This is a genomic window from Microcoleus sp. S13_B4, from assembly GCF_036700885.1.
Lineage (GTDB): Bacteria > Cyanobacteriota > Cyanobacteriia > Cyanobacteriales > Microcoleaceae > Microcoleus.
In genome coordinates this window covers 88,831-109,565 of record NZ_JAUBPU010000005.1, presented here as the reverse complement: position 1 = coordinate 109,565, position 20,735 = coordinate 88,831, and the positions used below count along the sequence as shown (strand labels likewise).

Genomic DNA, 20,735 nt, shown 5'->3' with positions numbered 1-20,735 from the left:
AAATGATAAAAATGCTGCCATTCTGACTGAAGCGGCTCCGCTCTTCATTCTTAACGAGCGTAGCCTCTACAAGTTTATGAAATGCTTTCTTGTAACTGAAGTTCTAAGGGTCGGTCGGAGCGAATTTCTAAGCCTGGTAAATCGTGTTTTACTAAAATTTTTTCGTCTGTTTCAGCAGTTGCCAACGGCCAGAGTACCCAGCGGCTGCCTAGGGAAAGAGTGCTTAAAGTTGCAGAGTTTTGAGTCAGCCAAATTATCGGCAGTTTCGGCCGATTCTCAACCGCATCTTCCCCAGCATTAACCGCCGCTAAAGTTTCCAAAACTACCCGGTTCCCGGAGACGAGTCCAGTCCCGGCAGTCCAAAGTTTGACGTTTAACAGGCGCTTGCTAGCATAGAAGTAAAGAGACGCAGCTACTGTCACCGCTCGTTCAAATTCTTCTGGTTGCCACGCCGCAGCGCTGTCGAGAGCAATAATAATTTCTTGACCGCCGGCTGCAACTTCTAACTCTCTCACCCGCAGTTCTCCGTAGCGGGCGCTGGTGCGCCAGTGAATTAGGCGGGTGGGGTCTCCGTGGCGGTAAGGTCTCAGGTTGCGGGTGAGGCCTTCGGTAGCAGTTTGCGATCGACTGCGATTGTAAAATTGCGGGCTGTCTTCTTGACCGATGCGATCGATCAAAGGGCAAGTGCTCAAGGGCAAAACTTGTGGATAGACAACCGCCACGGCTTTGGCTGGGCGACTGCGCCGGCACCAAAACAACCCTAAAGGTGCCGCCGTCCTCAAGTTTACCTCTTGCCACCGATAGACCCCGCGCTGCCGGACTTCTAAATAGTATGTATCCCTGTATATACTGTTAGGCTCTATGACTTCGATGGGGCGGGCGACGGGTTCTCCCAAGACAAACGGCAAGATGTCTACCACTTGCAACAGAGTCTTAGGTTCCCTGGCGCGATTTTCGATTTCTAGTTCGACGGTGATTTGATCGCCCGCACTCACCGGTTCGATCGGGCGGCGACGGACTTCCAAGGAACGGAGCGATTTTCCCGGCAAAACGGCCGCTACTCCCAACAGCGCCAAACCCCCACCGCTGAGCACATATAGCCACCCAGACATTGTATTAGTCGCCGACCCAAAAAAGAAAACCGTCATCCCCGACAGCAGCCAACCCGCGTAGGCGGGGGTAACAGCGCGATTTTCGAGCCAGTCAGCAATTTTGTGACCGATGTTCATAGGAGTTTAAATTGTTAATTACTCGATCGCCCCATCAAGCCTAATTGTAAAATATTCTCAGCATTTAGCACCGACTTAGCTGCGAGCGATAAGATTAGAAATCGGGCATTTTTTCGCAATAAATCTACATTGACCCCGCCCAAAAACGGATACAAGCCCCCGACACTCAGTCAGGGTCGAACCCCAAATTTTAGACTCTAGTTCCTGCTCCCCGATTAATCTGTGGAGTAAATCTAAAATCTAAAATCTAAAATCTAAAATAGACTGACTGGAGACAAAAAAATGAACCCATTAAACAATCCTACACCCGTTCAACCAGAGGCTCAAGCCCGCCGACGAACACCGCCGCCACCGCCGCCCTTGGCTGCAACACCCGCGCCTCCTGCACCCGCGCCTCCTGCACCCGCTCCTGCCCAGCAGCGGCCTGTCGAGACACCCGTCAGTACGATCGAACAAATGGTCAGAGATGCCCATAGCGCAGGAGCTTCCGACATTCACATTCGAGTCGGCCAAGTACCTCGATTTCGGATTCGTGGCGTGATGCAAGTAGCAACTACCCACCCTAAAGTAACGCCAGAAATTTTTGAACATTACCTAGCCGAAATTCTCACCCCCGAACAGCGAAAACAGTTTGCAACTACCAAGGAATTAGATTCAGCAATTTTTTACCCAGGCTTCGTGCGGTGTCGGCTAAACTGTTTTGATTCCCTCAGCGGCGGTGCCCTAGTATTGCGGTTGATTAGTTTGGAAATACCTACTATCGATGCCTTGAGGTTGCCAGAAGTTTTCAAAAATATCATTTTGCGATCGCAGGGATTAATATTGGTTACAGGGCCTACCGGTTCGGGGAAATCGACAACCGTAGCTGCGATGATCGACCACCTGAATCAGATGGAGCAAAAGCACGTAGTTACAATTGAAGACCCGATCGAATTCATTCACCCTTCTAAAAAATGCTTGGTCAGCCAGCGGGAAGTCGGCTTGCATACCCACGAGTTTCAGCAGGCTTTGCGGGCGGTATTGCGTGAAGATCCGGATGTGATTTTGATCGGGGAAATGCGCGATCGCGTTACCATCAATACAGCGTTGCAAGCAGCTCAAACAGGTCACTTAGTATTGGGAACTCTCCACACTCGCAGCGCCATTAACGCTATTAATCGGTTGTTGAACCTCTACCCGCCCGAAGAACAACAGGCGATGCGGATTCAAATTTGCGATTCTTTAGTAGCGGTAATTGCCCAACTTTTGCTGCCAACTGTTGACAACCGTCGGGTAGCAGTTCACGATATTTTGGTGAATACACCTGCCATGCACGATTACTTGATGAAAGGTGCTGATGATGAAGCTTTCCGATTAATGGAACATGATACTTACGAAGGAATGCAGATTATCAACCAGGGTCTTTACAAACTGGTGCTTGAAGGCAGAGTGACGATCGAAGAAGCAGCAAAAACTTCTCCCGAAGCCAGCGATTTAGACCGTCGCTTGCGAACAGGAGGCTACGATGTTGGGGACGCTCGTGGCTTTGAAGGCAGCAAAAAAGAACGCATTGTTCGCGCCTAGTAGCAGCACACATACAGGGGTAGGCACAGCAGGACTACCCCACCCATGCAGTAACAAGATTTTCAGCAGAGGGAAATATTTGATTACGGGTTGTGTGCGTATCTTTACTTAATACTTAAATATGTTTAGTAACAAAAAATACATTTTAATTAAAAACTAAAATGCTATAATCAATATTAATTGTATTGTTAAGTTTTTTAAAGGTAGACCGTACTTTACATAAACTTTAAAATTGCGTGAAAACTCGCAGGTGATTGCAAAGAAATAGTAAAGATATGTTCGGAGTATTGCCAACACTCAGCAATTTAAGTATATAGTTGTAGTGACAAATTTTGGACAGAGAACATTCCGACTTTGCCGATATTTGCCGATCGCAGAAGTAAGCAGGTTAAAAAAGCGCTTAATAAAACTACAAGCAGAGCCGATTGCCGATATTTCCAATTAAGTAGCTTTCCGTCCAAAAAATCCTACAACCGAGCAGAGTTTTAAAGATTCTGTACCTCGAAAATTTGTTTAACAACGCGCTTATCAGCAACCGTATTTCTACAATTTAAAGGAGCAAAACAAAGTGAAGAGTGCATTTAACCCATCAGAAGTGTTTGAAGGTGCCAGCAAAGCAGAAATAATTGAGCGCATCCAGCAGCTAGTTCCCCCCGGTTCCCCGGAACCCCAAGATCCTGAAATCCTTGCGGCTTTACAAACTCTCACCGCACAGCTAATCGCAGCCTATCAAGCCGACGGACAATTAGAAAGCGAACCTTTTAGCGATGTGCGTGGTCGCACTATTCACCTATACGCATCCGCAGTCAGCAGCCAAATCAAAGGAAAAACCATCCTCATCACCGGTGGAGAAGGATGTGTCGGTCGTTTCTTGATCGCAAAACTCCTTGAATTAGGCGCAACTAAAATCATTTCTGCAGACAACGCCCGATGTCAAAACCCCGAAGAAAATCTCCCGCTTTTTACCAGAGAAGATGCTGTAACTTTCTATGCGGCCGACATTCGCAACCTCGACGCGCTCAAACACATATTTGAGGTAGAAAAACCAGCAATTGTTTTTCACCTAGCAGCCCAACGCCAACCCGGACTAGCTGAAATCAAAATCCGAGAAACAGTTACAACCAGCCTGTTAGGATGTAAACACGTCATCCAACTCTGCGAAGAATACGGCGTAGAACACTGCATCTTCTCTTCTACAGGCAAAACATCTCGATATTTTACAACCGAAGTTTACGCCGCCTCGAAGAAGTTTGCCGAATGGCAATTTGCCAAAGCAGCTCAAGAAGGAGATGTCACTTACGGGATGGTTCGCTTTACTCATATGTTGGAAAATAGCTTGTTCTGCGAGCAAATGTCCAAAAAAGTAGAGCAAAGTAAAACTGTCAACGTTCACGCTCCCCACCGCTACGTAACCGCTCAAAATCTTATAGAAGCCGTACATTTATTGCTGAATTCGCTGGTTGTATCTGTTCCGGGAAAACTGAAATTTGTCGCCGTGAGCAATCTCGGGTGGCCGACAGAAACATTGGAAGTAGCTCTTTATAAAATTCTTGAATCAGGCAAAAATCTGCCGATTTATTTTCAAGGACTTTTGCCGGGATACGAAGAACCGTTTTTCCTGGGACAGTTTGACTGGAAAAAACCTACAGACATTCACCTCTTAATTAATGTTTTGGAAGATCCTTTTAGAAGTGTTAACGATACGGGCGACATGGTGAGTGTAGAATTAGCTCCTTTTTCTTTGCGTGTGTTAGATAAACAAGTGTCGAAACTGGAAAGCTTAATCATCGATCCTGCTTTCCCGGAAGTGCAAATCAAGCACGCTCTTGTCGCAGCGGAAAAAGAAGTGATTGCTTCCTCTTTTGCGTGGAGCGCCCCCGAAGAATTGTTGAAGATTTTGCAGTGGGGAATCAATCCGAAGAAATTGCAAGGTTACGGAACAGCAATCGCTGATTACAGCGATATTATTGAGCTCCTACTGCAAGGAATATACGGGCGGCTTAGCCAAGAAGTCTTGCACAGTGCTGGAGTTACGGCAGATGAGTTTGATGACTTAGTTGAGAGTCTTTCTACCCTGGATTTGATTCAAGCAGAAGTGGGATATTTGCGATCGGTGTCGAGATATCTCAGAGAATTTGCACCCCCCGCACAGTTCACCAAAAAATCTGAACCTGTTGCTCTCCCCGATGCAGCGTAGCTTGAACATAGTTTTGAGTTTGGAGATTGCTTCCTGACTGCCTACCCACAGGGGATGAATGAGTTATATCAAGTCCGGTTGCACGAGCGAAATGATTGTTGACTGTTGACTGTTGACTGTTGACTCAAGGTCGGAAAACTGAATGGTTGAGTGCTAACTGTTGAGTCGATTTTATTATTCCGATGCAACCGGATTGGATGTTAAACATCGACTAAGTGTTTAGTGGATTAAAAATATAACACCCAGAAACCAGGTTTCTTTTAGAAATCTGGTTTCTCCAGTCTGGCCTTGTTTGAGGTTTAATTAAGTTGAGTGACTTAACATTGTCAGAATAGACATGATATGATATAGCCATCGTAAATCATTTGTGAGTTTCTTACTCCCTCCCCTTGATAAGGGGAGGGTTGGGGTGGGGTAAAAAGTTTACGACTCCTGCAAGGATTTCTATATTAGTGACGACCGCACAACCGCACTGAAATTAATTGGTAATAATGACGCTAGTCTTAGTAATTTTAGGATGGCTTAAGTCGTCACAAAAAATGTGAAAATGATGATTTTTGGCGTGCATGATATAATGATAGTTTAGAGAGGGTGGCTTCGTGAGTTAACAAAAGTGCAATAACCTTAAATAAACTCAATGAACGCAACAAATAAAATTAAATTAAGGTAATAGAATTTTGGAAATTAATCAGCTACTGTTCCTATTGATTGATGTTGTGCTATTGGCGATCGCCCTGATCCTTCTAATTCCCGTTGCAGTTCTATTTCTAGAATGCAGTGCAGCTTTCTTGTCCGGCCAGGGCGAGACACGGGAAAGTAAAGCACCCCGCCCCAAAGTAGCAGTTTTAATTCCTGCCTACAACGAAGCAGCAGGAATTGCTGCCACCATCTCTACCATATTGCCACAGCTAACACCTCAAGACCGCCTGTTGGTGATTGCTGACAACTGCACGGACGCCACGGCAGAAATCGCCCGTAACTCCGGTGCCAGTGCGATCGAGCGCCAAGACACCCAACGCAAGGGCAAAGGATACGCACTGGATTTTGGCTTGCAGTCGATCGAATCTGACCCCCCAGAAGTAGTCATCATGGTTGACGCAGACTGCATCTGTCAGCCAGACTCTATAGAAAAATTAGCCCGGGTTGCAGTTGCTGAACAAAGACCTGTCCAAGCAACTTATCTCATGGAACAGCCACCAAATCCTACTCCGAAAGATTCCATTTCTGCTTTAGCATTTCTTGTGAAAAACTTAGTCCGTCCCAGCGGATTAAAACAGTTAGGATTCCCATCATTACTAACAGGTACTGGCATGGCTTTTCCCTGGTCGATAATTCGATCGGTTTCCCTAGCAAGCAGCAATATTGTTGAAGATATGCAGATGAGTTTGGATTTGGCGATCGCCGGATATCCAACCGTATTCTGCCCCGAAGCGAACGTCACCGGGTGTTTGCCACAGCAGCAACAAGCAGCCAAAAGTCAAAGAACCCGATGGGAACACGGTCACATACAGACATTGTTAACTCAAACTCCCCGGCTGACAGCAGCTTCAGTCGAGCAAAAACGTTTTGACTTATTGGCGATCGCCCTCGACTTATCCGTCCCTCCACTATCGCTTTTAGTCGCTATCTGGCTAGCTGCTTTTGCCACCTCTTTACTAGCAGCAATTTTGGGAACATCCCCAATTCCAGCCGTCTTGTTAGGAGTACAAGGATTGCTAATTTTAGTTTCAATTGTCAGCGCTTGGGCAAAATTTGGGCGTGCCGATATTTCCGGTGCAACTCTTTTATCCGTACCTTTTTACATCCTGTGGAAAATCCCTTTGTATTTGGGTTTTATACTGAAGCGGCAAACTAAATGGGTACGGACAGAACGCGATGTTTAGTATTCGGTATAGTGCGTTAGCCAGATAGTTGAGTCAACTCAAAAATCTAGTTTATGACGCACTTTACCATGAATAAACTGATAGGCAAAAAACTATAGATTTAGTATTTGTATGGTGCCTCAGCTTGGAAAGTCAGATTGGTTATCTTGGTCAGCAGCAGTAGGCTGCCGTAAACAGACTAAAATCAGTAGGAATCATATTTTGGGGTATTTCTCCAACGCTAGCCCAATGAACAAGTTGATATCTGATTGCATTTCTGCACTCTAAATAATCCTGTATAACAATTCTCGTGCAACAGACTTACGAACGTGGCTGGTGATGAGTTCCAGGTTATTAGTAGCCACTGAATTGGAATGTTCTTTCGCCAGCCCAACAAACACAAAAAATCTGAAGCTGGAAAATTCCAACTTCAGACTTTTACTAACTCCCCGGGTAGGATTTGAACCTACGACCAATCGGTTACACTTATCCCAACGTTTCCGAAGGGCGCGGACTATTTCATCATCCCTACAAATCATGTTGGTGACCTGTCGTCGGATGTCGGGCGCTATGAGATTTATTGGTTAGGCTCCTCATCTCTAGTCTCTGCACCTTTCCGGCTACTTGCGATCGTAACCGCTGCCTTTCGCCAGACTTGGCTCAAGATTGCCGCCACCCAAAGTGCTGCGGTTTCCTTGAATTCACCCGATTTTTCAGTACCCGTTACCGGATAGAGCTGCTATGTTACTAGGGCTTTTGGTTGATGCCAAAGGCTTGCATTCATTACAGCCGACCGCTCTGCCACTGAGCTACCGAGGATTGGGGGTTTTTGTTACCCACATTTACTAACAATAGCTGAACTTACTCGATTTGGCAAGGCCTTTGATAAACTTTTTTTTGTGTCATACAGCGAGCGGGTTTGGGCCGCTAATGCAGTCCCATTCTCAACTTGGCGAGGCGCTGCTGTGATTCTGGATCGAGGGAATTGGCGAGAAAGCGACTGGAGTTGTGTTTGCGGGATTTGTGCTGGCGCTCGCTGCGGCGGGCGGTGGATTCTACATCAGCCGCTAGTTGTTCGGCGGACATCCATTCGGCACCGTAGCCGACTACGGTCAATTGCTGCGCTCGGTCTGAAGTGGCGACAATCATGCGGCCTTTGCCTTTGACCGATCGCAACTCGTAGCGCAAACTAGCACAAGATTTTTCAATATAGGTATCCGCTGTCTGACCGAAGTCAGTGTAGTGCACTGATAAATTTTTAGTAATAATTTCTTTAACGCCGGGACTATCTCGATAGTGCGCGTCAAACACCAGCCGAGCCTCAAAATCTTGAACGGCGCTGTAGTTAACTAAAACCTCAATCAACTCGCGGCGAGCTGTTTCGAGTTCGTCGCGATCGCGCTTCTCTCGGAGTCGAGGCCAAAGTCCAATTATGTTATAGCCGTCTACAAGTAAAACTGCTTGTGATACATAGGGTGACATGGTTCAAGGCTGAAGAGATCCAGCACGTATAGGACATTATTTGCATTGTTCATCAAAGCTTTTGTTCAATAATATTACCTATTGATGTGTAATTGCTAGGTTACATCGCAATAATTAAACCCCCCAGAGCCAGCTTTACCTGAGTTTTGGGGGGTTAGATTAACCTATAAATTTTCCGGCTTATTCGCCCGATTCCAACGATACGGGCGATCGTACAACTGTCGGCAGGGATATTTTCTCAACAGCAGGAGTACAACCGAGCCACTGCACCGACAACTCCGCAAACTGCTGCGGGGGGCCGCTCACGCAAAAACGAGTCGGTAGCGCAGTACCAGGATTCCGCAGCCCCAAAAGCTCCAATTCTCTGGCAGCAGCAGCCACCACCCGTACCGCAGGATCGATCAATGTCACCCCAGCAGGCAAAAGCGAGCGAACCACCGGAGCCAACAGCGGATAATGAGTGCAGCCGTAAATCAGCGTATCGATGCGCTGCTGAATCAAAGGAGCCAAATATTCCCGAGCCACCTCACAAGTATAAGGGTCGTGAATCCGGTTTTGCTCCACCAGCGGCACAAAAGCCGGACAGCTAACCTGCCACACCAGGCAAGAATCGTCCATCTCCAAAATCGCATTTCGATAAGCATTGCTAGCAGCCGTAGCAGGAGTTGCGATGACCCCGATCCGCTTGCCTTGCTGCACCGCAGCCTGCGCCCCGGGCAGAATTACTCCCAACACCGGGATATCAAATTCAGCCTGCACCATCTCCATCGCCAAAGCAGAACTGGTGTTACAGGCCATAATCACCATTTTCACATCCTGTTCCACCAACCAGGCCATAATTTCGCGGACAAACTCCACAATTTCTGACGGCGTGCGAGTACCGTAAGGCAGCCTCGCCGTATCTCCAAAATAAAGTATTGATTCGTTGGGCAACTGTTCGTACAACTGGGTCAAAACAGTCAAACCGCCCACGCCGCTGTCAAAAATACCGATTCTTTGTTGTCCAGAGTCTGTTGTCATTTGTTAATAGTTAGTTGTCTGTTGGCAGTTGGGAGTTGGCAGTTGGCAGTTGTTAGTTGGCATTAGTCAACAGTCAACAGTCAACCGTCAACCGTCAACTGCCTATTATCTTTGTTGAAGATAAAGCAAAATGCCGCGAGCGATAGAAGCAGCCATTTGACTGCGGTAAGCTGGGTCAGAAAGTTTAGCAGCATCCTCAGCACCCGTGACAAAACCCACCTCCACCAAAACAGAAGGCATAGAAGTCTTCCTCAAAACATAAAATCTCGCCTGCCGCACCCGGCGGTCAGTCGCCCCGGTCCCTTGCAAAATACTGCCATGAATCACCCGGGCCAAATCTTCCCCGTTCTCGAAATAATAAGTCTCAATCCCGCTAATATCCGGCCGGCTCATATTAATCGAATTAGCGTGAATGCTGACAAACAGGTTAGCATTCACCCGTTCCGCCAGAGAAACTCTTGGTTCTAGGTCGATTTCGCTGTCATCAGTCCGAGTCATCACCGCCTGCACTCCCTGCTGTTCCAGCAGCCTCGCCACCTGAAAAGAGATATCCAAAACAATCTCCTTCTCCTGAATGCTCTGAATCCCGACTGCCCCCGGATCGCGGCCACCGTGACCAGGATCGATCGCTACTACGGCCCGGCGGTTAGAAGCTTGGGGCAAATCCTCGCTTCCCAAAGTCCTTCTCGGCAAAGGCGACAAATTGGGAGTGCGAGTCAAAGGTTGCTGCGCGCTAGCATTCGATCGCAACTGCAAAGACAGCAACTGCGGACTCGGCCTCGTCACCCGGCCTACCTCTACCCCCGATCGTGGCTGCACCCAAATCACCACCGTCTCCGAGTCTTCTTGGCTGGCAGTAAACGATACAGGACTGTTGGCATCGAGCTGAGGAATTTCCCCCGCTAGGGAACTAGAGGCGAGCCTGATCCAGTAAGCTCTCGACCCCTGGTCCCAGCCGCTGGTATAGGAGACTTGGCGGTCAGTTCTCACCACCAGTTGCGTGCCGTTACTGGCTAAATCAATGGACTGAACTCTCGCTAAATTTCCTTGAGCTTGTCTAGCCGGAGGATCTACAGTCAGGCTGCGGGAAACCGAGGGTTGTCGTACTACACTTCCAGGCAATAGCACAACCCCGCCCAAATTGCTCACAGATGCCCGCCACTGAGTATTAGAATTCTTCATCCGCAAAGTCACGCGGGTAACGGGCGGGTCTGTTGGTAGTTGCCGGACTTCTATCTTGTCAACCCCGTGCTGACCGTTCGTTTGAGGTTGTTGGCTGCTTAGGCCCGGAGCTAAACTAGCTCCTTCAATATCGAGGGTGGCGATGTCCCCAGCCCGACTTTGTTGAAAATTAATTTGGGGGCGACCGCCCGCAGTGCGGACTAAAAAACCGTCCGCCGTCACCTGAACGTTCTGAACTACAGTCGCCTCGGCCGACTGGGCTTGGGATGCTGAAGGTTCAACCGATAACCTTTCTCCCCCTGGCTCTGAAATCGGATTTTGAGTTCCTCCCCGCACCGGCGTTGGCAAATCCACTGTCCACTCGCTCGGAGAAATACCCCGAAATTTTACTTGCTGAGGGTCTATAGTAAACCCGTCTCTGAGCTCGACCACAATTCTGGTCGTATCGTTGTCAAACTGCCCTACCCGCACCGATTCGATCGCCCCTGAGAGCGGTTTGCTGACCGAGGGACGACCCAGACTCGTCCCAGGCAAGTCGATTACCAACCGCATCGGGTTGAAAATCAGTTGAGCCTTGGGTTGTACTCCCCCGTCTGTTGTAATGTAAAGCCGGTTCTCTGAAGCATCAAACCGCCAAGATTGCAGTCTAGCTGCTTCGGCGGCTCCGGCGAGCAAAAATACACTTAAGAAACTCGGTAGTAGCCAGTGGAATTTCACGACAGTTTTTTCCTCGTTTGCGTTACTGCCAAAAGCTGGAAGGGCGCTGCTTGCCCGATCGGCTTTCAGCAGTTAGCCGCCAGCCGACCGGGGGCACGGGGGCCGTCAGTTGTTGGCTAAATTGACTTTTTTATGCGTTAACAGGCTCCAAAATGCCGCTATCTGGCATTTTTGAACTTTCCCGTATACTTGGGGGCGATCGGTTATAAGCAGACTGAAAGATTTTTGGCACAAGGGAAGGTATTTATTTTTAGGAGCAAGAAACAAGGTGTTTCTTGAAGTTAGAAGGTACAAGTTAGAAGGTATAATTTTACCCTTCTTCCAGGGAGGGGTTTCATAGCTCTTTAATGTTGCCGACTCTCGTTACGGCAAGGGTTATAATCCGCTTTACACTTGCGTGTTGTTCTAACTTTTCCTAAACTACCTCAATAACTTAACAACTTACCTCGGTAACAATCCGGATTTTCAACATTTAGGTAACTTTTCCAGGTTGTTAAATGTTTGTCCCACACAAACTGACCTATTCTTGGGAAAAAGCTTTTTTGCTACTTTTTTGCTAACAGATTGACAGTTAAATACAACTACATATTGCCCCTGCTCTCTTTTTTCTGATTTTTTTAATCAGGGATTTTCGGTGCTGCTTGAAACTTAGTGGGGCAATCATGATCGCGCCCCCCAATTGGACACTATGATAGCTACTTCATGTTTTCAGCACTAACGCGAGAGTTTTCTGTCTTACTTGGGTGGACAATGCTTTGTCCTTTAGACCCTTTTTGAGTACACGATCGACAGCCAGAGCCTTGGTTGGTTGACCTGAGAAAAAGTTTTGACCGTAGATATAGTTATCGCAGTTGTAAAAGTTGTTGGACAGCAAGGACAATCGATCGGCTTCTGGGTAAAACCTGTGATTTGGTTTAATGACTTGCCTTTCGACTAACTGCATAACTTGGATGTGTACTACCAGTTAGAGAAGATACACTATCTTGGTGAATGTGTCAATCTCTGAGCTTCTCAAAAAAGCAACCATCAATAACAGTAGATACATGACATCACAGAAAGACGGAGACTTACTTTCCAGCAGGAGTCGCCCATAGCAAAAAAGTTGTTTAGGTTAGTTCAAGCCTCCAGATAGCGGGTGGGGAGTCAATCTTGAACCTCAAATCGACTGACTCTCAAGATAGGGAAGTTCTGTAATATAGCAACCGCCCTGACGGTTAGGAGGTTCTTAATTTTTGAAACCTAAGCCGTCGATTGCGCCTTCCCTCCGACTTCTTTTTACCCCCTCCGCTGCGCCGCTATCGCCTTCAACATCTGCTATACCATACCACCGGGTGCGATCGAGTTCTAGCAAATTTATTTTTGAGCGCGATCGATACCCGCAAGTGATTTTTTTCCCTTAGTAATCCACGGCCCCCTGTCTAATCAACAGTGCTGCAATTCGCTCTCGCCCATAGGTGCAAAATTCCGGCTCATCCAGTTCAAAATGGCTTGATTTACTTGTTCCGGGCATTCATCTTGGGGACAGTGGCCCGCATTGTCTAATTCAACTAGCTCTACATAATTGGGATTACATTCAACAAATTGGTGCGGTCGGGCGAACCGAGGGGGAATCATCCGGTCTTGTTTGCCCCAAATTAACAGCATGGGGATTGTTAAATTTCGCATCACAATCTTGACACTGGGGCAAAATTTTGAACTGCCTACAGCTTTAAATAAAGCGCAGAAGGCGCGGGCTGCTCCCCGATCGCCCGCAGGCCCTGCTAGAATTTCCACTAATTCGTCGGTAACAGCTTCGGGGTTGGAGTAGGCAAAGCCAACCCAGCGACGGACAAAGGAAGGCTTGCTGGCAAAATAAAATAAAGGCCTGAGTACGATCGGAGAAACAAACAAACTTTCAACCGCTTCGATCACCGGAAGCAGCCATCCGGGCACCGCTTCGGCTCGCACAGAGGGGTCTGGGAGGCTAATCATTACCGTGCCGGCCACCATGTCCGGATGAGCCGCGGCCACGGCCAGACAAATCAGCGAGCCGATCGAGTTTCCTGCCAATATTACTGGCTCTTTGATAAAAGTTAGCCAAAAATCATAAACTTGATCAACCCACAAAGACACAGAGTAGTTGACCGGAGCTTTTTGGGAAGCGCCAAACCCTAACAAATCCAAGGCGTAAACCGTTTGGTTTTCGGCGAGTTGGGCGAGATTTTGTCGCCAGTGACCGATGGAAGCTCCAAACCCGTGCAGTAAAATAATCGGCGTTCCCGATGCGTGCGGGGCCATTGCCTCAGCCGCAGAATCTTGAAATTCCAGCGCGCCTTGATTTCGTAGCCCATCGGGCCGCAAATAAGTGTAGCGAGTTTGCCAACCCCGCCACATCCAGTCTCGTTGAGTTCCCACCCGTTGGTGCCACAGCAGAGAATTTGTCAATTTTGCCTCAGCTCGCAACATAAATTTACACTTGCTTATACCTATTCTACAAGGCAGATCAGGCGACTTGGGGGACTTGCCAGACCGGGCGAGATGGGCTACCAAAAGCGGTTGTACCTCATCCTTAAACTTTTACCCTGAATTTTGGACGGTTTTGTCATCAATCGGGCAGGGGGGCGGGGGATCGTGTGTGAAGTTAAAATAAAACTAGGCAGAAACTCAGCCAGACTGAGTAGAATAGCAAGTATTGTAAGAATTCATTTACGATCGTCCAAATATTCCCCAAGGCTTTAGCGGAGGGGACACAGGGCGCGGTAGTACGTCCGGTAAGGGTAACACCTTATAAAACAGTTCGATCGTCCAAGCGAAATATTGAGCGATCAAACCTGTAACTATCAAGAAGCTTCGCTATTAAACTACTGCTTGTAAAACCATTCATGCCTGTGATTGAAAGAAGACAAAATCGCAACCTACCCCAGATCAACGAAAATATTCGATACCCCAAAATCCGGGTAATCGATACCGACGGCGCGCAACTAGGGATATTGACGCCTGCAGAAGCGCTGCGCCTGGCAGAAGAAAAAGAACTGGATCTTGTACTTGTCAGCGACAAAGCTGACCCGCCCGTATGCCGGGTAATGGACTATGGGAAGTACAAATTCGAGCAGGAAAAGAAAGCGCGAGAAGCAAAGCGGAAGCAGCACACTGCGGATGTTAAAGAAGTGAAGATGCGCTACAAAATTGAAGAACATGACTACCAAGTGCGCCTCAAACTAGCAGACCGCTTTATCAAATCTGGGGACAAAGTAAAAGCCACGATCATGTTCAGAGGTCGGGAAATCCAACACAGCAACCTAGCAGAGGACTTGCTTAAGCGCATGGCCACAGATTTGCAGGAAATCGCAGAAGTGCAGCAAGCCCCGAAAAAAGAAGGACGCAGTATGATGATGCTGCTGTCGCCGAAGAAAGTATAAATAGATAGTCATTAGTCAGCAGTCATCAGTCATAAACTGGTGACTGATAACTGATGACTTCTGAAGTTAGTCAGGAATAAGCTACCACACAGGGAAATCAACGCTGCATGGAAAATTTTCAAATCAGCGGTTCGGCGGGAGTAAGACAAGGAGTGCTGCGATCGCTTAACCTGCGATCGGAAGAAGTAGAGCGAACCGTACTGATGTTCCTCGTCTACACTCTAACCTCCGTGGGGCTGATCTGGCTGGAACTCAGCACAGTAGGTCTGTTTTTAGACGAGTACGGTGCCGACAAAATGCCTTTTATCTACATAGCAAGCGCCTTTATTGGTTCTGGCTTGGGATTTGTCTACTCGTGGCTGCAAAAAATCCTGCCGCTGAGGCGCACCGTGGTAGTGGTTCTGGGCATGATGTCGGTACCGCTATTTTTGTTTCGATTCGGAATTGGCTACGAAAATACTAAGATAGCTGGCATCAGCATCGCTTTTATTACTATTTTTTTGATGTGGCTGTGGGTGGAAGCTTGCTATGTCCTCAATGACCTCAACACTTCTATCACTTCCAACCAACTGTTTAATATTAGAGAAATTAAGCGCACCTATCCGCTAGTCAGTAGCGGCTATCTAGTAGCTGGAGTAGTCAGCGGATTTTCTCTGCCTGTTTTACTGCACGTAGTCGGACTCAAAAACGTTACCCTGATATCGGGGTTAATGGTGGCGACAGGCTCGGTTTTACTCTACTACCTAACGGAAAAATACCGCCAAGCATTCCCGGAAACAGCTCACTGGACGGATGACGACGAAGACGACGACCAAGAAGAATTTACCGCCCGCAAAGTTACAGGCCCGCTCCAAAAATACGCCGTACCTCTAGTCAGTTTCTTCGTCCTCGCAGAAGTCCTCTACGTCCTAGTAGATTTCCAATTCTACAGCCAGCTAGAATACCAAAACCCAGGGGACGGAGCTAGCTGGATCGCTAGCTTCCTGGGCATTTACGAAGGCATACAAGGCCTGTTTCAAGTGGCGACTCAGTGGTTCGCTTCGAGTCGGTTGGTGGAAAGAATCGGTGTGTTCGTGACGGCAATGATTTTGCCGGCGGGTATCGCGATACTCGGGGTGCTGACCATAGGAGCATCCCTCGGCCAGCTAGTATCTGTGTTTATCGGGCTGATATTGCTGAGATTTTTAGACGAACTGCTGCACTACACGCTGTTGGAAACTGTTAGCCCGGTTTTATTTCAACCGATTCCCGACAATATTCGATCGGGCATTCAAACTCTGGTCAACGGTGTGGGCGAACCTTTGTCCTGCGGAGTTACAGGAGTCGGCATCCTGATTATGCTGTGGGTGACAGAGAAGATACTTCCCCAGCAAGACGAAAAGGCATTTCACGACCAGCAAAGCTTGATATTTATTGGCGCGATCGTAATATTGGCACTGTTGTGGGTCTTTGTCGTATGGCTGATCCGCTCTCAATACGTGGGTTTATTGGTCAAAAGTGCGGAGCGGGGGCGCTTGGGTGTCACAGACGTTGACCTCAAAGCTCTGAAGCGCGCAGTGGTAGAAACTCTACAAAAGCCGGGGGGCGAAGATGAAAAGCGCTCTTGCATAGAACTCCTGACGCAAATTGACCCCAAAAATGTCGGAGAAGTTCTAGCTCCCATCCTCGATTCGCTGTCCCCTGGTTTGCAGCGCCAGAGCTTGGAAACGATGCTGCAACACCCGAACCCCGCATATTTAGAATCAGTCCGCGCACTTTCGCAGCAATCCTTGCCACCAGAGGTTCTGGCCTTGGCTTTGCGCTACATCTGGCTGACGGAAGCTGAACCAAATATTGAGAGCTTGCGGCCTTACTTGCAGCCGATCGTCGATCCGGTGGTGCGGGGTACGGCGGCTGCTTTAATTATGAGAAGGGGCGATCGCCAGCAAAAGGCAGAGGCTACTAATACGCTGCGGCAAATGCTGACACACAAGCAAGAGCGGGAACGTGTTATGGGGACGCGGGCTTTGGGAGAAGCTGATTATTTGCAAGGACTGCGGCTGCATATTCCCAATCTGTTGCAAGATGAATCTCTGCGAGTTCGCTGCGCTCTGTTAGACGTGATTTCGTCTACTCATTCAGAAGAATATTATCCTTCGCTGCTGCGCGGACTTGGTTACAAATCGACTAGGGAAGCGGCTTTGCAGGCTATAGTCAAACTTCACAACGACGCCATTCCTTTGCTCGTGTATTTGGCTGAGGATATCCACAAGTCTGATTTGGTCAGGTTGCAAGCTTGGACGGCTCTGGGCCAAATTGGGACTCCCGAGGCGCTCGACATTTTGGTGAGCAATTTGATGACGGCTTGGGGAACGACGAGGCGCAATATCCTCCGCATCCTGTTGAAAATGCCTTCGGAAGCGGGGATAGAAGGGATTCTAGACCGCATCGGCCGTAGTGGCTTGGAAACTCTTATCGAACAGGAGTTAATGTTTATCGGTCAAATTTATGCAGGTCTGGTAGATTTGTCGGGGGTAACAAGCTACGGCAATTTCTCAGAGCGAGAGGCCAACAGCGGCAGGGAACCTGGGAACGATACGGCTCAATTGTTGCAGCGTGCTCTGGCGGGGTTGGAAGCTGATGCTAAGGAGCGGTGTTTTTTGCTGATGAAGTTTCTTTATCCGCTGGACACGGTACAAGCGGCTGCTTTCAACATCGCTTCTGGCCAACCTTCTTTGGTTGCTAGGGGATTGGAAATTCTCGATAATACTGTGGATATAGCTAGGAAGCGATCGCTCATCAATTTGTTAGACCAACACTCGGAAAGAGAAAAATTGAGCAACCTCTCGGAATTGATGGTTTACAAACCTCTAGCCCCTAGCGATCGCTTGCGTCGCTTGCTAGAATTGCGCCACTTCCTTTCGGATTGGGCTTTGGCGTGCTGCTTTCACTTGGCGAGGGAAGCGCGCTGGAGCCTTACCGCTCAACAAACTCTCGTCTGTCTGCAGCACCCGACGGGTTTTGTCCGCGAAGCAGTGTTAGCCTATTTGAAAATAGCCTCGCCGCGGGCTTTGGTCGAATTGTTGCCCAGGCTGCAAAATGACCCCGATAATTTGGTATCCGCTCAAGTTGAAGAGATGATGGCCGAGTTGGGTGCTGGGGGAAAAAGGTAAAGAAGGAAGAAGGAAGAGGGAAGAGGGAAGAGGAAATAAAAAGAAACTATGCCCAATGCCCAATGCCCAATGCCCAATGCCCAATGCCCAATGCCCAATTCCTCTTCCTTTGTTTAAATTTAAATTAATCACTGCATCGCATTATGTTAACCAGCGTCGAACGCCTATTGTTTGTCAGGGAGGTTCCGATTTTTAAGGAACTGCGGGATGATTTTCTCGTGCGTCTAGCATCAGTAATGGATGAACTTTCTTTTCCTTCCAAGCACAGGATTTTTACGGAAGGACAAGAAGGTCGGTCTCTCTATATTTTGGTATCGGGAACGGTGCGGGTGCATATAGGCGATCGGGATTTAGCACAGTTGAAAGCGGGGGCTTGTTTCGGGGAAATGTCGCTGTTTGATGCAGAACCTCGATCTGCCTCTATTTCTACTCTCGAACAATCCGAGTGTTTGATGCTGACTCAAATGCAGCTATACGATGCGATTGATGAAACGCCGGGAATTGCGGTGAATATTATTCGCTTGCTGTCGCGCCGGATTCGGGAGTTGAATCAAAAGTTGAATGCTAAAGAAGCAATTATGCCTCCTACAGAGACTGTGAGAGTTCCTGAAATGCGATGAAATGGGGGAATGGCGAATTGTGTTTTTAGTCAATCGGTAATTCTGCACAATTTACAGCACTTTGCGATGCTATGAGGTACAGTAGCAGCATTGAGTGAACCAATGTCTTAAATTGTTCTGATTCATCAAATTAAGGGCAACTGCTATGATCCTGTCAATCATCGCTGGGGTCGTGGGAGAAAACATTTGCAAAAAAGATTTACAGCACTTTCCGATGTTATGACGTAGAATTAAGTGAAAAGCACCTGATAGTTGACGGGGTGGTCACCCCGTCAATATTTAAAGTATCTGATGAGCCAATGTAACGACAAGCGGATAGCATTAATGGGGGATGGCGCTAAATATCATTCTTCTTTTCTAAGGTTAAAGACTTTTTCTCATGGGTGAATAATGATGCAAGATGAATCGGATTGGAAAATCACTTGTTTGAGATTCGCACTCCTACGCTCCGCCTCAGCATCCAATAGAAGATATTTGGTTACAAGCTAAACAATTGATTAGGGAGTCCTATCATCTGTATCAGACATTGGCTCTCGTTAAACATATATTGAAGTTAGTTACTCATTATCAGATATTTTATTTCGTCAAGCTTCATAGTTATGATAAATTCTCACAAATCATATAGGATTGCTATAGCAGAGCTAAAGCTCAAACTAAGCCGCCGATCGAACTTCACCCCTAACTCTGCAAAATAACCCAAAGGCGGTAGCATAGTTTGGGAAACGGCATCAACTGAAGATGAACTTAGCGCCAGCAACAGTCCTGCAACAGGGCAAATACAAAATTAACGCGACTTTAGGGATAGGAGGGTTCGGCATCACTTACCGAGCTATCCACACCCATTTAAACCAAACCGTCGTACTCAAAACTCTCAACGAAAGCCTGCGCCAACACCCAGAATCTGCCCAATTTCAGCAGCAGTTTATTGCCGAAGCCCAACGCCGATCGCGGTGTCAGCATTCCAACATAGTCAGGATAATCGACTTTTTTGAAGAAGCCGGACAGTCTTTTATTGCAATGGACTACATTCCGGGGCAAACTCTGGCCCAAATAGTCGAAACCGATCAGCCGCTGCCAGAAGCCCAGGCCCTGCACTATATTCGGCAAATAGCCTCAGCCGTAAGTACAGTGCACCACAGCGGATTGCTCCACGGAGATATCAATCCAGAAAATATTATCCGGCGAGCCGATTCTCACGTAGTAATGTTAATAGATTTCGGAATTGCCCGCGGCTTTACCGCCGGCACCAAACAAACCCACACTAACTTGCTCTCCCCCGGGTACGCGCCGATCGAACAATACCTCTATGACGGTAAATGTACACCGGCCACTGACATCTACGCGATCGCAGCCACCCTCTACTACTTACTCTCCGGCGTGGCGCCCGTAGCAGCACCCCTGCGCGATCGCATTCCCTTGACTGAGTTACGGCAATTTCAGCCCAACCTCAGCTCAGGAATCGAGCGAGCCATCCTTCAAGGACTCGAAATCGACCCCCACAACCGCCCTCAGACAGTCGAAAATTGGCTCACCATGCTGCAAGAAACAGAGCGAGTATCAGTAAAAAGAAAAGACAAGCAAAGTCTAAGATTGCCCGCACCTCCCCCGCCGCAGTTGACTTTTCTGGCGTTTGTCGTAACGGCTGCAATTGCAGGCTGGATGGGTTTTGACCTAGCATGGCACTACAACAGCACCACTCTCAGCAATCGTCCCAAAATTGAATCCTTCCCATCTCTGGAAGATTTGCTCAAATCCCGCGATTTGTCAGGGCCGATGTTCGGACAGCCGTCTGTTGAAAGCAGCCCTCTCTACCCGATCGAACTTAACAAGCGCCCTAAACCCTCCTTAGGCAGCAGCAACATTCCCGAAAAGAGCGACGATCCCTCAGAAACTAGCGCTGCACCTTCTGAGTCTCCAAGTCAGGAAACTCCCGCCCCAGAGTCCAAAGCGCAACCTGAGCCATCCCCGACGCCCGAACCGGCACAGGAGCCTTCTGAGTCCCCCATTCCAGAGCCTCAAACCCAAATCGAGCCAGCTCCCCAACCAAAAGCCGCACCAGTACCGGAAGTTGCGCCCTTGCCTGCAGAACCGCCCGCCGCACCCGCCCTGCCTGCCCCTGGGAGTGCTAGCGCTGAAACCTTGCCGCCGTCGGAATCCGCGCCGCCAGTAATAGCGTCGCCGATCGAGCGATCGCCTGAGCCTGCGATACCCAGCAGCAGTGGCAGCAATTCAGATAGTTCGATCGCACCTGATTCACCACCCCCGGTAGCAGAGCCCACAGTGCCTTTTCCCGAACCTGCGACAAATTAGTAT

General features: G+C 48.3%; 12 protein-coding genes. 7 read left to right on the top strand and 5 right to left on the bottom strand.

The features are described 5' to 3' along the window. Window positions 1–74 precede the first annotated feature (74 nt). Window positions 75–1,229: a DUF58 domain-containing protein gene (locus tag QT994_RS05185; RefSeq protein ID WP_333172295.1), complete on the bottom strand. Its 1,155-nt coding sequence runs from the start codon at window positions 1,227–1,229 to the stop codon at window positions 75–77. A 282-nt stretch (window positions 1,230–1,511) separates the two neighbouring features. Here QT994_RS05185 and QT994_RS05180 point away from each other — a divergent pair, with 282 nt between their 5' ends. The 3 genes from QT994_RS05180 to QT994_RS05170 all read left to right on the top strand — a co-directional run bounded on the left by QT994_RS05180 (window position 1,512) and on the right by QT994_RS05170 (window position 6,872). After that, the gene (locus QT994_RS05180; RefSeq protein ID WP_333172293.1) at window positions 1,512–2,792 is read left to right on the top strand and encodes a PilT/PilU family type 4a pilus ATPase; all 1,281 of its coding nucleotides are present in this window, start codon (window positions 1,512–1,514) and stop codon (window positions 2,790–2,792) included. 568 nt (window positions 2,793–3,360) lie between these two features. After that, window positions 3,361–4,989: a polysaccharide biosynthesis protein gene (locus QT994_RS05175; protein WP_333172292.1), complete on the top strand. Its 1,629-nt coding sequence runs from the start codon at window positions 3,361–3,363 to the stop codon at window positions 4,987–4,989. Between the two features lie 677 nt (window positions 4,990–5,666). Continuing rightward, window positions 5,667–6,872: a glycosyltransferase family 2 protein gene (locus tag QT994_RS05170; RefSeq protein WP_333172290.1), complete on the top strand. Its 1,206-nt coding sequence runs from the start codon at window positions 5,667–5,669 to the stop codon at window positions 6,870–6,872. A gap of 906 nt (window positions 6,873–7,778) precedes the next feature. On the opposite strand, the gene QT994_RS05165 is transcribed toward QT994_RS05170, so the two are convergent. The 4 genes from QT994_RS05165 to QT994_RS05150 all read right to left on the bottom strand — a co-directional run bounded on the left by QT994_RS05165 (window position 7,779) and on the right by QT994_RS05150 (window position 13,697). Continuing rightward, window positions 7,779–8,333, bottom strand: a complete 555-nt coding sequence (locus tag QT994_RS05165) for an NYN domain-containing protein (protein ID WP_333172288.1) — start codon at window positions 8,331–8,333, stop codon at window positions 7,779–7,781. Between the two features lie 180 nt (window positions 8,334–8,513). Continuing rightward, window positions 8,514–9,353 (bottom strand): glutamate racemase, encoded by an 840-nt coding sequence (gene murI / locus QT994_RS05160; RefSeq protein WP_333048515.1) that lies wholly within the window; start codon window positions 9,351–9,353, stop codon window positions 8,514–8,516. A gap of 105 nt (window positions 9,354–9,458) precedes the next feature. Beyond that, entirely contained in the window at window positions 9,459–11,252 is a 1,794-nt protein-coding gene (locus QT994_RS05155) for an N-acetylmuramoyl-L-alanine amidase (RefSeq protein WP_333172286.1), read from the bottom strand. Between the two features lie 1,422 nt (window positions 11,253–12,674). Then, the gene (locus QT994_RS05150; RefSeq protein WP_333172284.1) at window positions 12,675–13,697 is read right to left on the bottom strand and encodes an alpha/beta fold hydrolase; all 1,023 of its coding nucleotides are present in this window, start codon (window positions 13,695–13,697) and stop codon (window positions 12,675–12,677) included. A gap of 416 nt (window positions 13,698–14,113) precedes the next feature. On the opposite strand from QT994_RS05150, the gene infC reads away from it, so the two are divergent. The 4 genes from infC (at window position 14,114) to QT994_RS05130 (ending at window position 20,732) form a co-directional block, all read left to right on the top strand. Further along, entirely contained in the window at window positions 14,114–14,650 is a 537-nt protein-coding gene (gene infC, locus QT994_RS05145; protein WP_006635262.1) for a translation initiation factor IF-3, read from the top strand. A 107-nt stretch (window positions 14,651–14,757) separates the two neighbouring features. Further along, window positions 14,758–17,802 carry a HEAT repeat domain-containing protein gene (locus QT994_RS05140; RefSeq protein WP_333172282.1) on the top strand — a complete coding sequence of 1,015 codons (3,045 nt, stop codon included), beginning with the start codon at window positions 14,758–14,760 and terminating at the stop codon, window positions 17,800–17,802. Between the two features lie 143 nt (window positions 17,803–17,945). Further along, window positions 17,946–18,422: a Crp/Fnr family transcriptional regulator gene (locus QT994_RS05135; protein ID WP_015176146.1), complete on the top strand. Its 477-nt coding sequence runs from the start codon at window positions 17,946–17,948 to the stop codon at window positions 18,420–18,422. Between the two features lie 738 nt (window positions 18,423–19,160). Next, the gene (locus tag QT994_RS05130; protein WP_333172280.1) at window positions 19,161–20,732 is read left to right on the top strand and encodes a protein kinase domain-containing protein; all 1,572 of its coding nucleotides are present in this window, start codon (window positions 19,161–19,163) and stop codon (window positions 20,730–20,732) included. The last annotated feature ends 3 nt before the right edge of the window (window positions 20,733–20,735 follow it).

What these genes read in the sequence shown, in the direction of transcription:
- infC (WP_006635262.1), top strand. Translation starts at nt 14,114, where the DNA reads ATGCCTGTGATTGAAAGAAGACAAAATCGCAACCTACCCCAGATCAAC.
- QT994_RS05130 (WP_333172280.1), top strand. Translation starts at nt 19,161, where the DNA reads ATGAACTTAGCGCCAGCAACAGTCCTGCAACAGGGCAAATACAAAATT.
- QT994_RS05185 (WP_333172295.1), bottom strand. Translation starts at nt 1,229, where the DNA reads ATGAACATCGGTCACAAAATTGCTGACTGGCTCGAAAATCGCGCTGTT.
- QT994_RS05165 (WP_333172288.1), bottom strand. Translation starts at nt 8,333, where the DNA reads ATGTCACCCTATGTATCACAAGCAGTTTTACTTGTAGACGGCTATAAC.
- QT994_RS05140 (WP_333172282.1), top strand. Translation starts at nt 14,758, where the DNA reads ATGGAAAATTTTCAAATCAGCGGTTCGGCGGGAGTAAGACAAGGAGTG.
- QT994_RS05135 (WP_015176146.1), top strand. Translation starts at nt 17,946, where the DNA reads ATGTTAACCAGCGTCGAACGCCTATTGTTTGTCAGGGAGGTTCCGATT.
- QT994_RS05150 (WP_333172284.1), bottom strand. Translation starts at nt 13,697, where the DNA reads ATGTTGCGAGCTGAGGCAAAATTGACAAATTCTCTGCTGTGGCACCAA.
- QT994_RS05180 (WP_333172293.1), top strand. Translation starts at nt 1,512, where the DNA reads ATGAACCCATTAAACAATCCTACACCCGTTCAACCAGAGGCTCAAGCC.
- murI (WP_333048515.1), bottom strand. Translation starts at nt 9,353, where the DNA reads ATGACAACAGACTCTGGACAACAAAGAATCGGTATTTTTGACAGCGGC.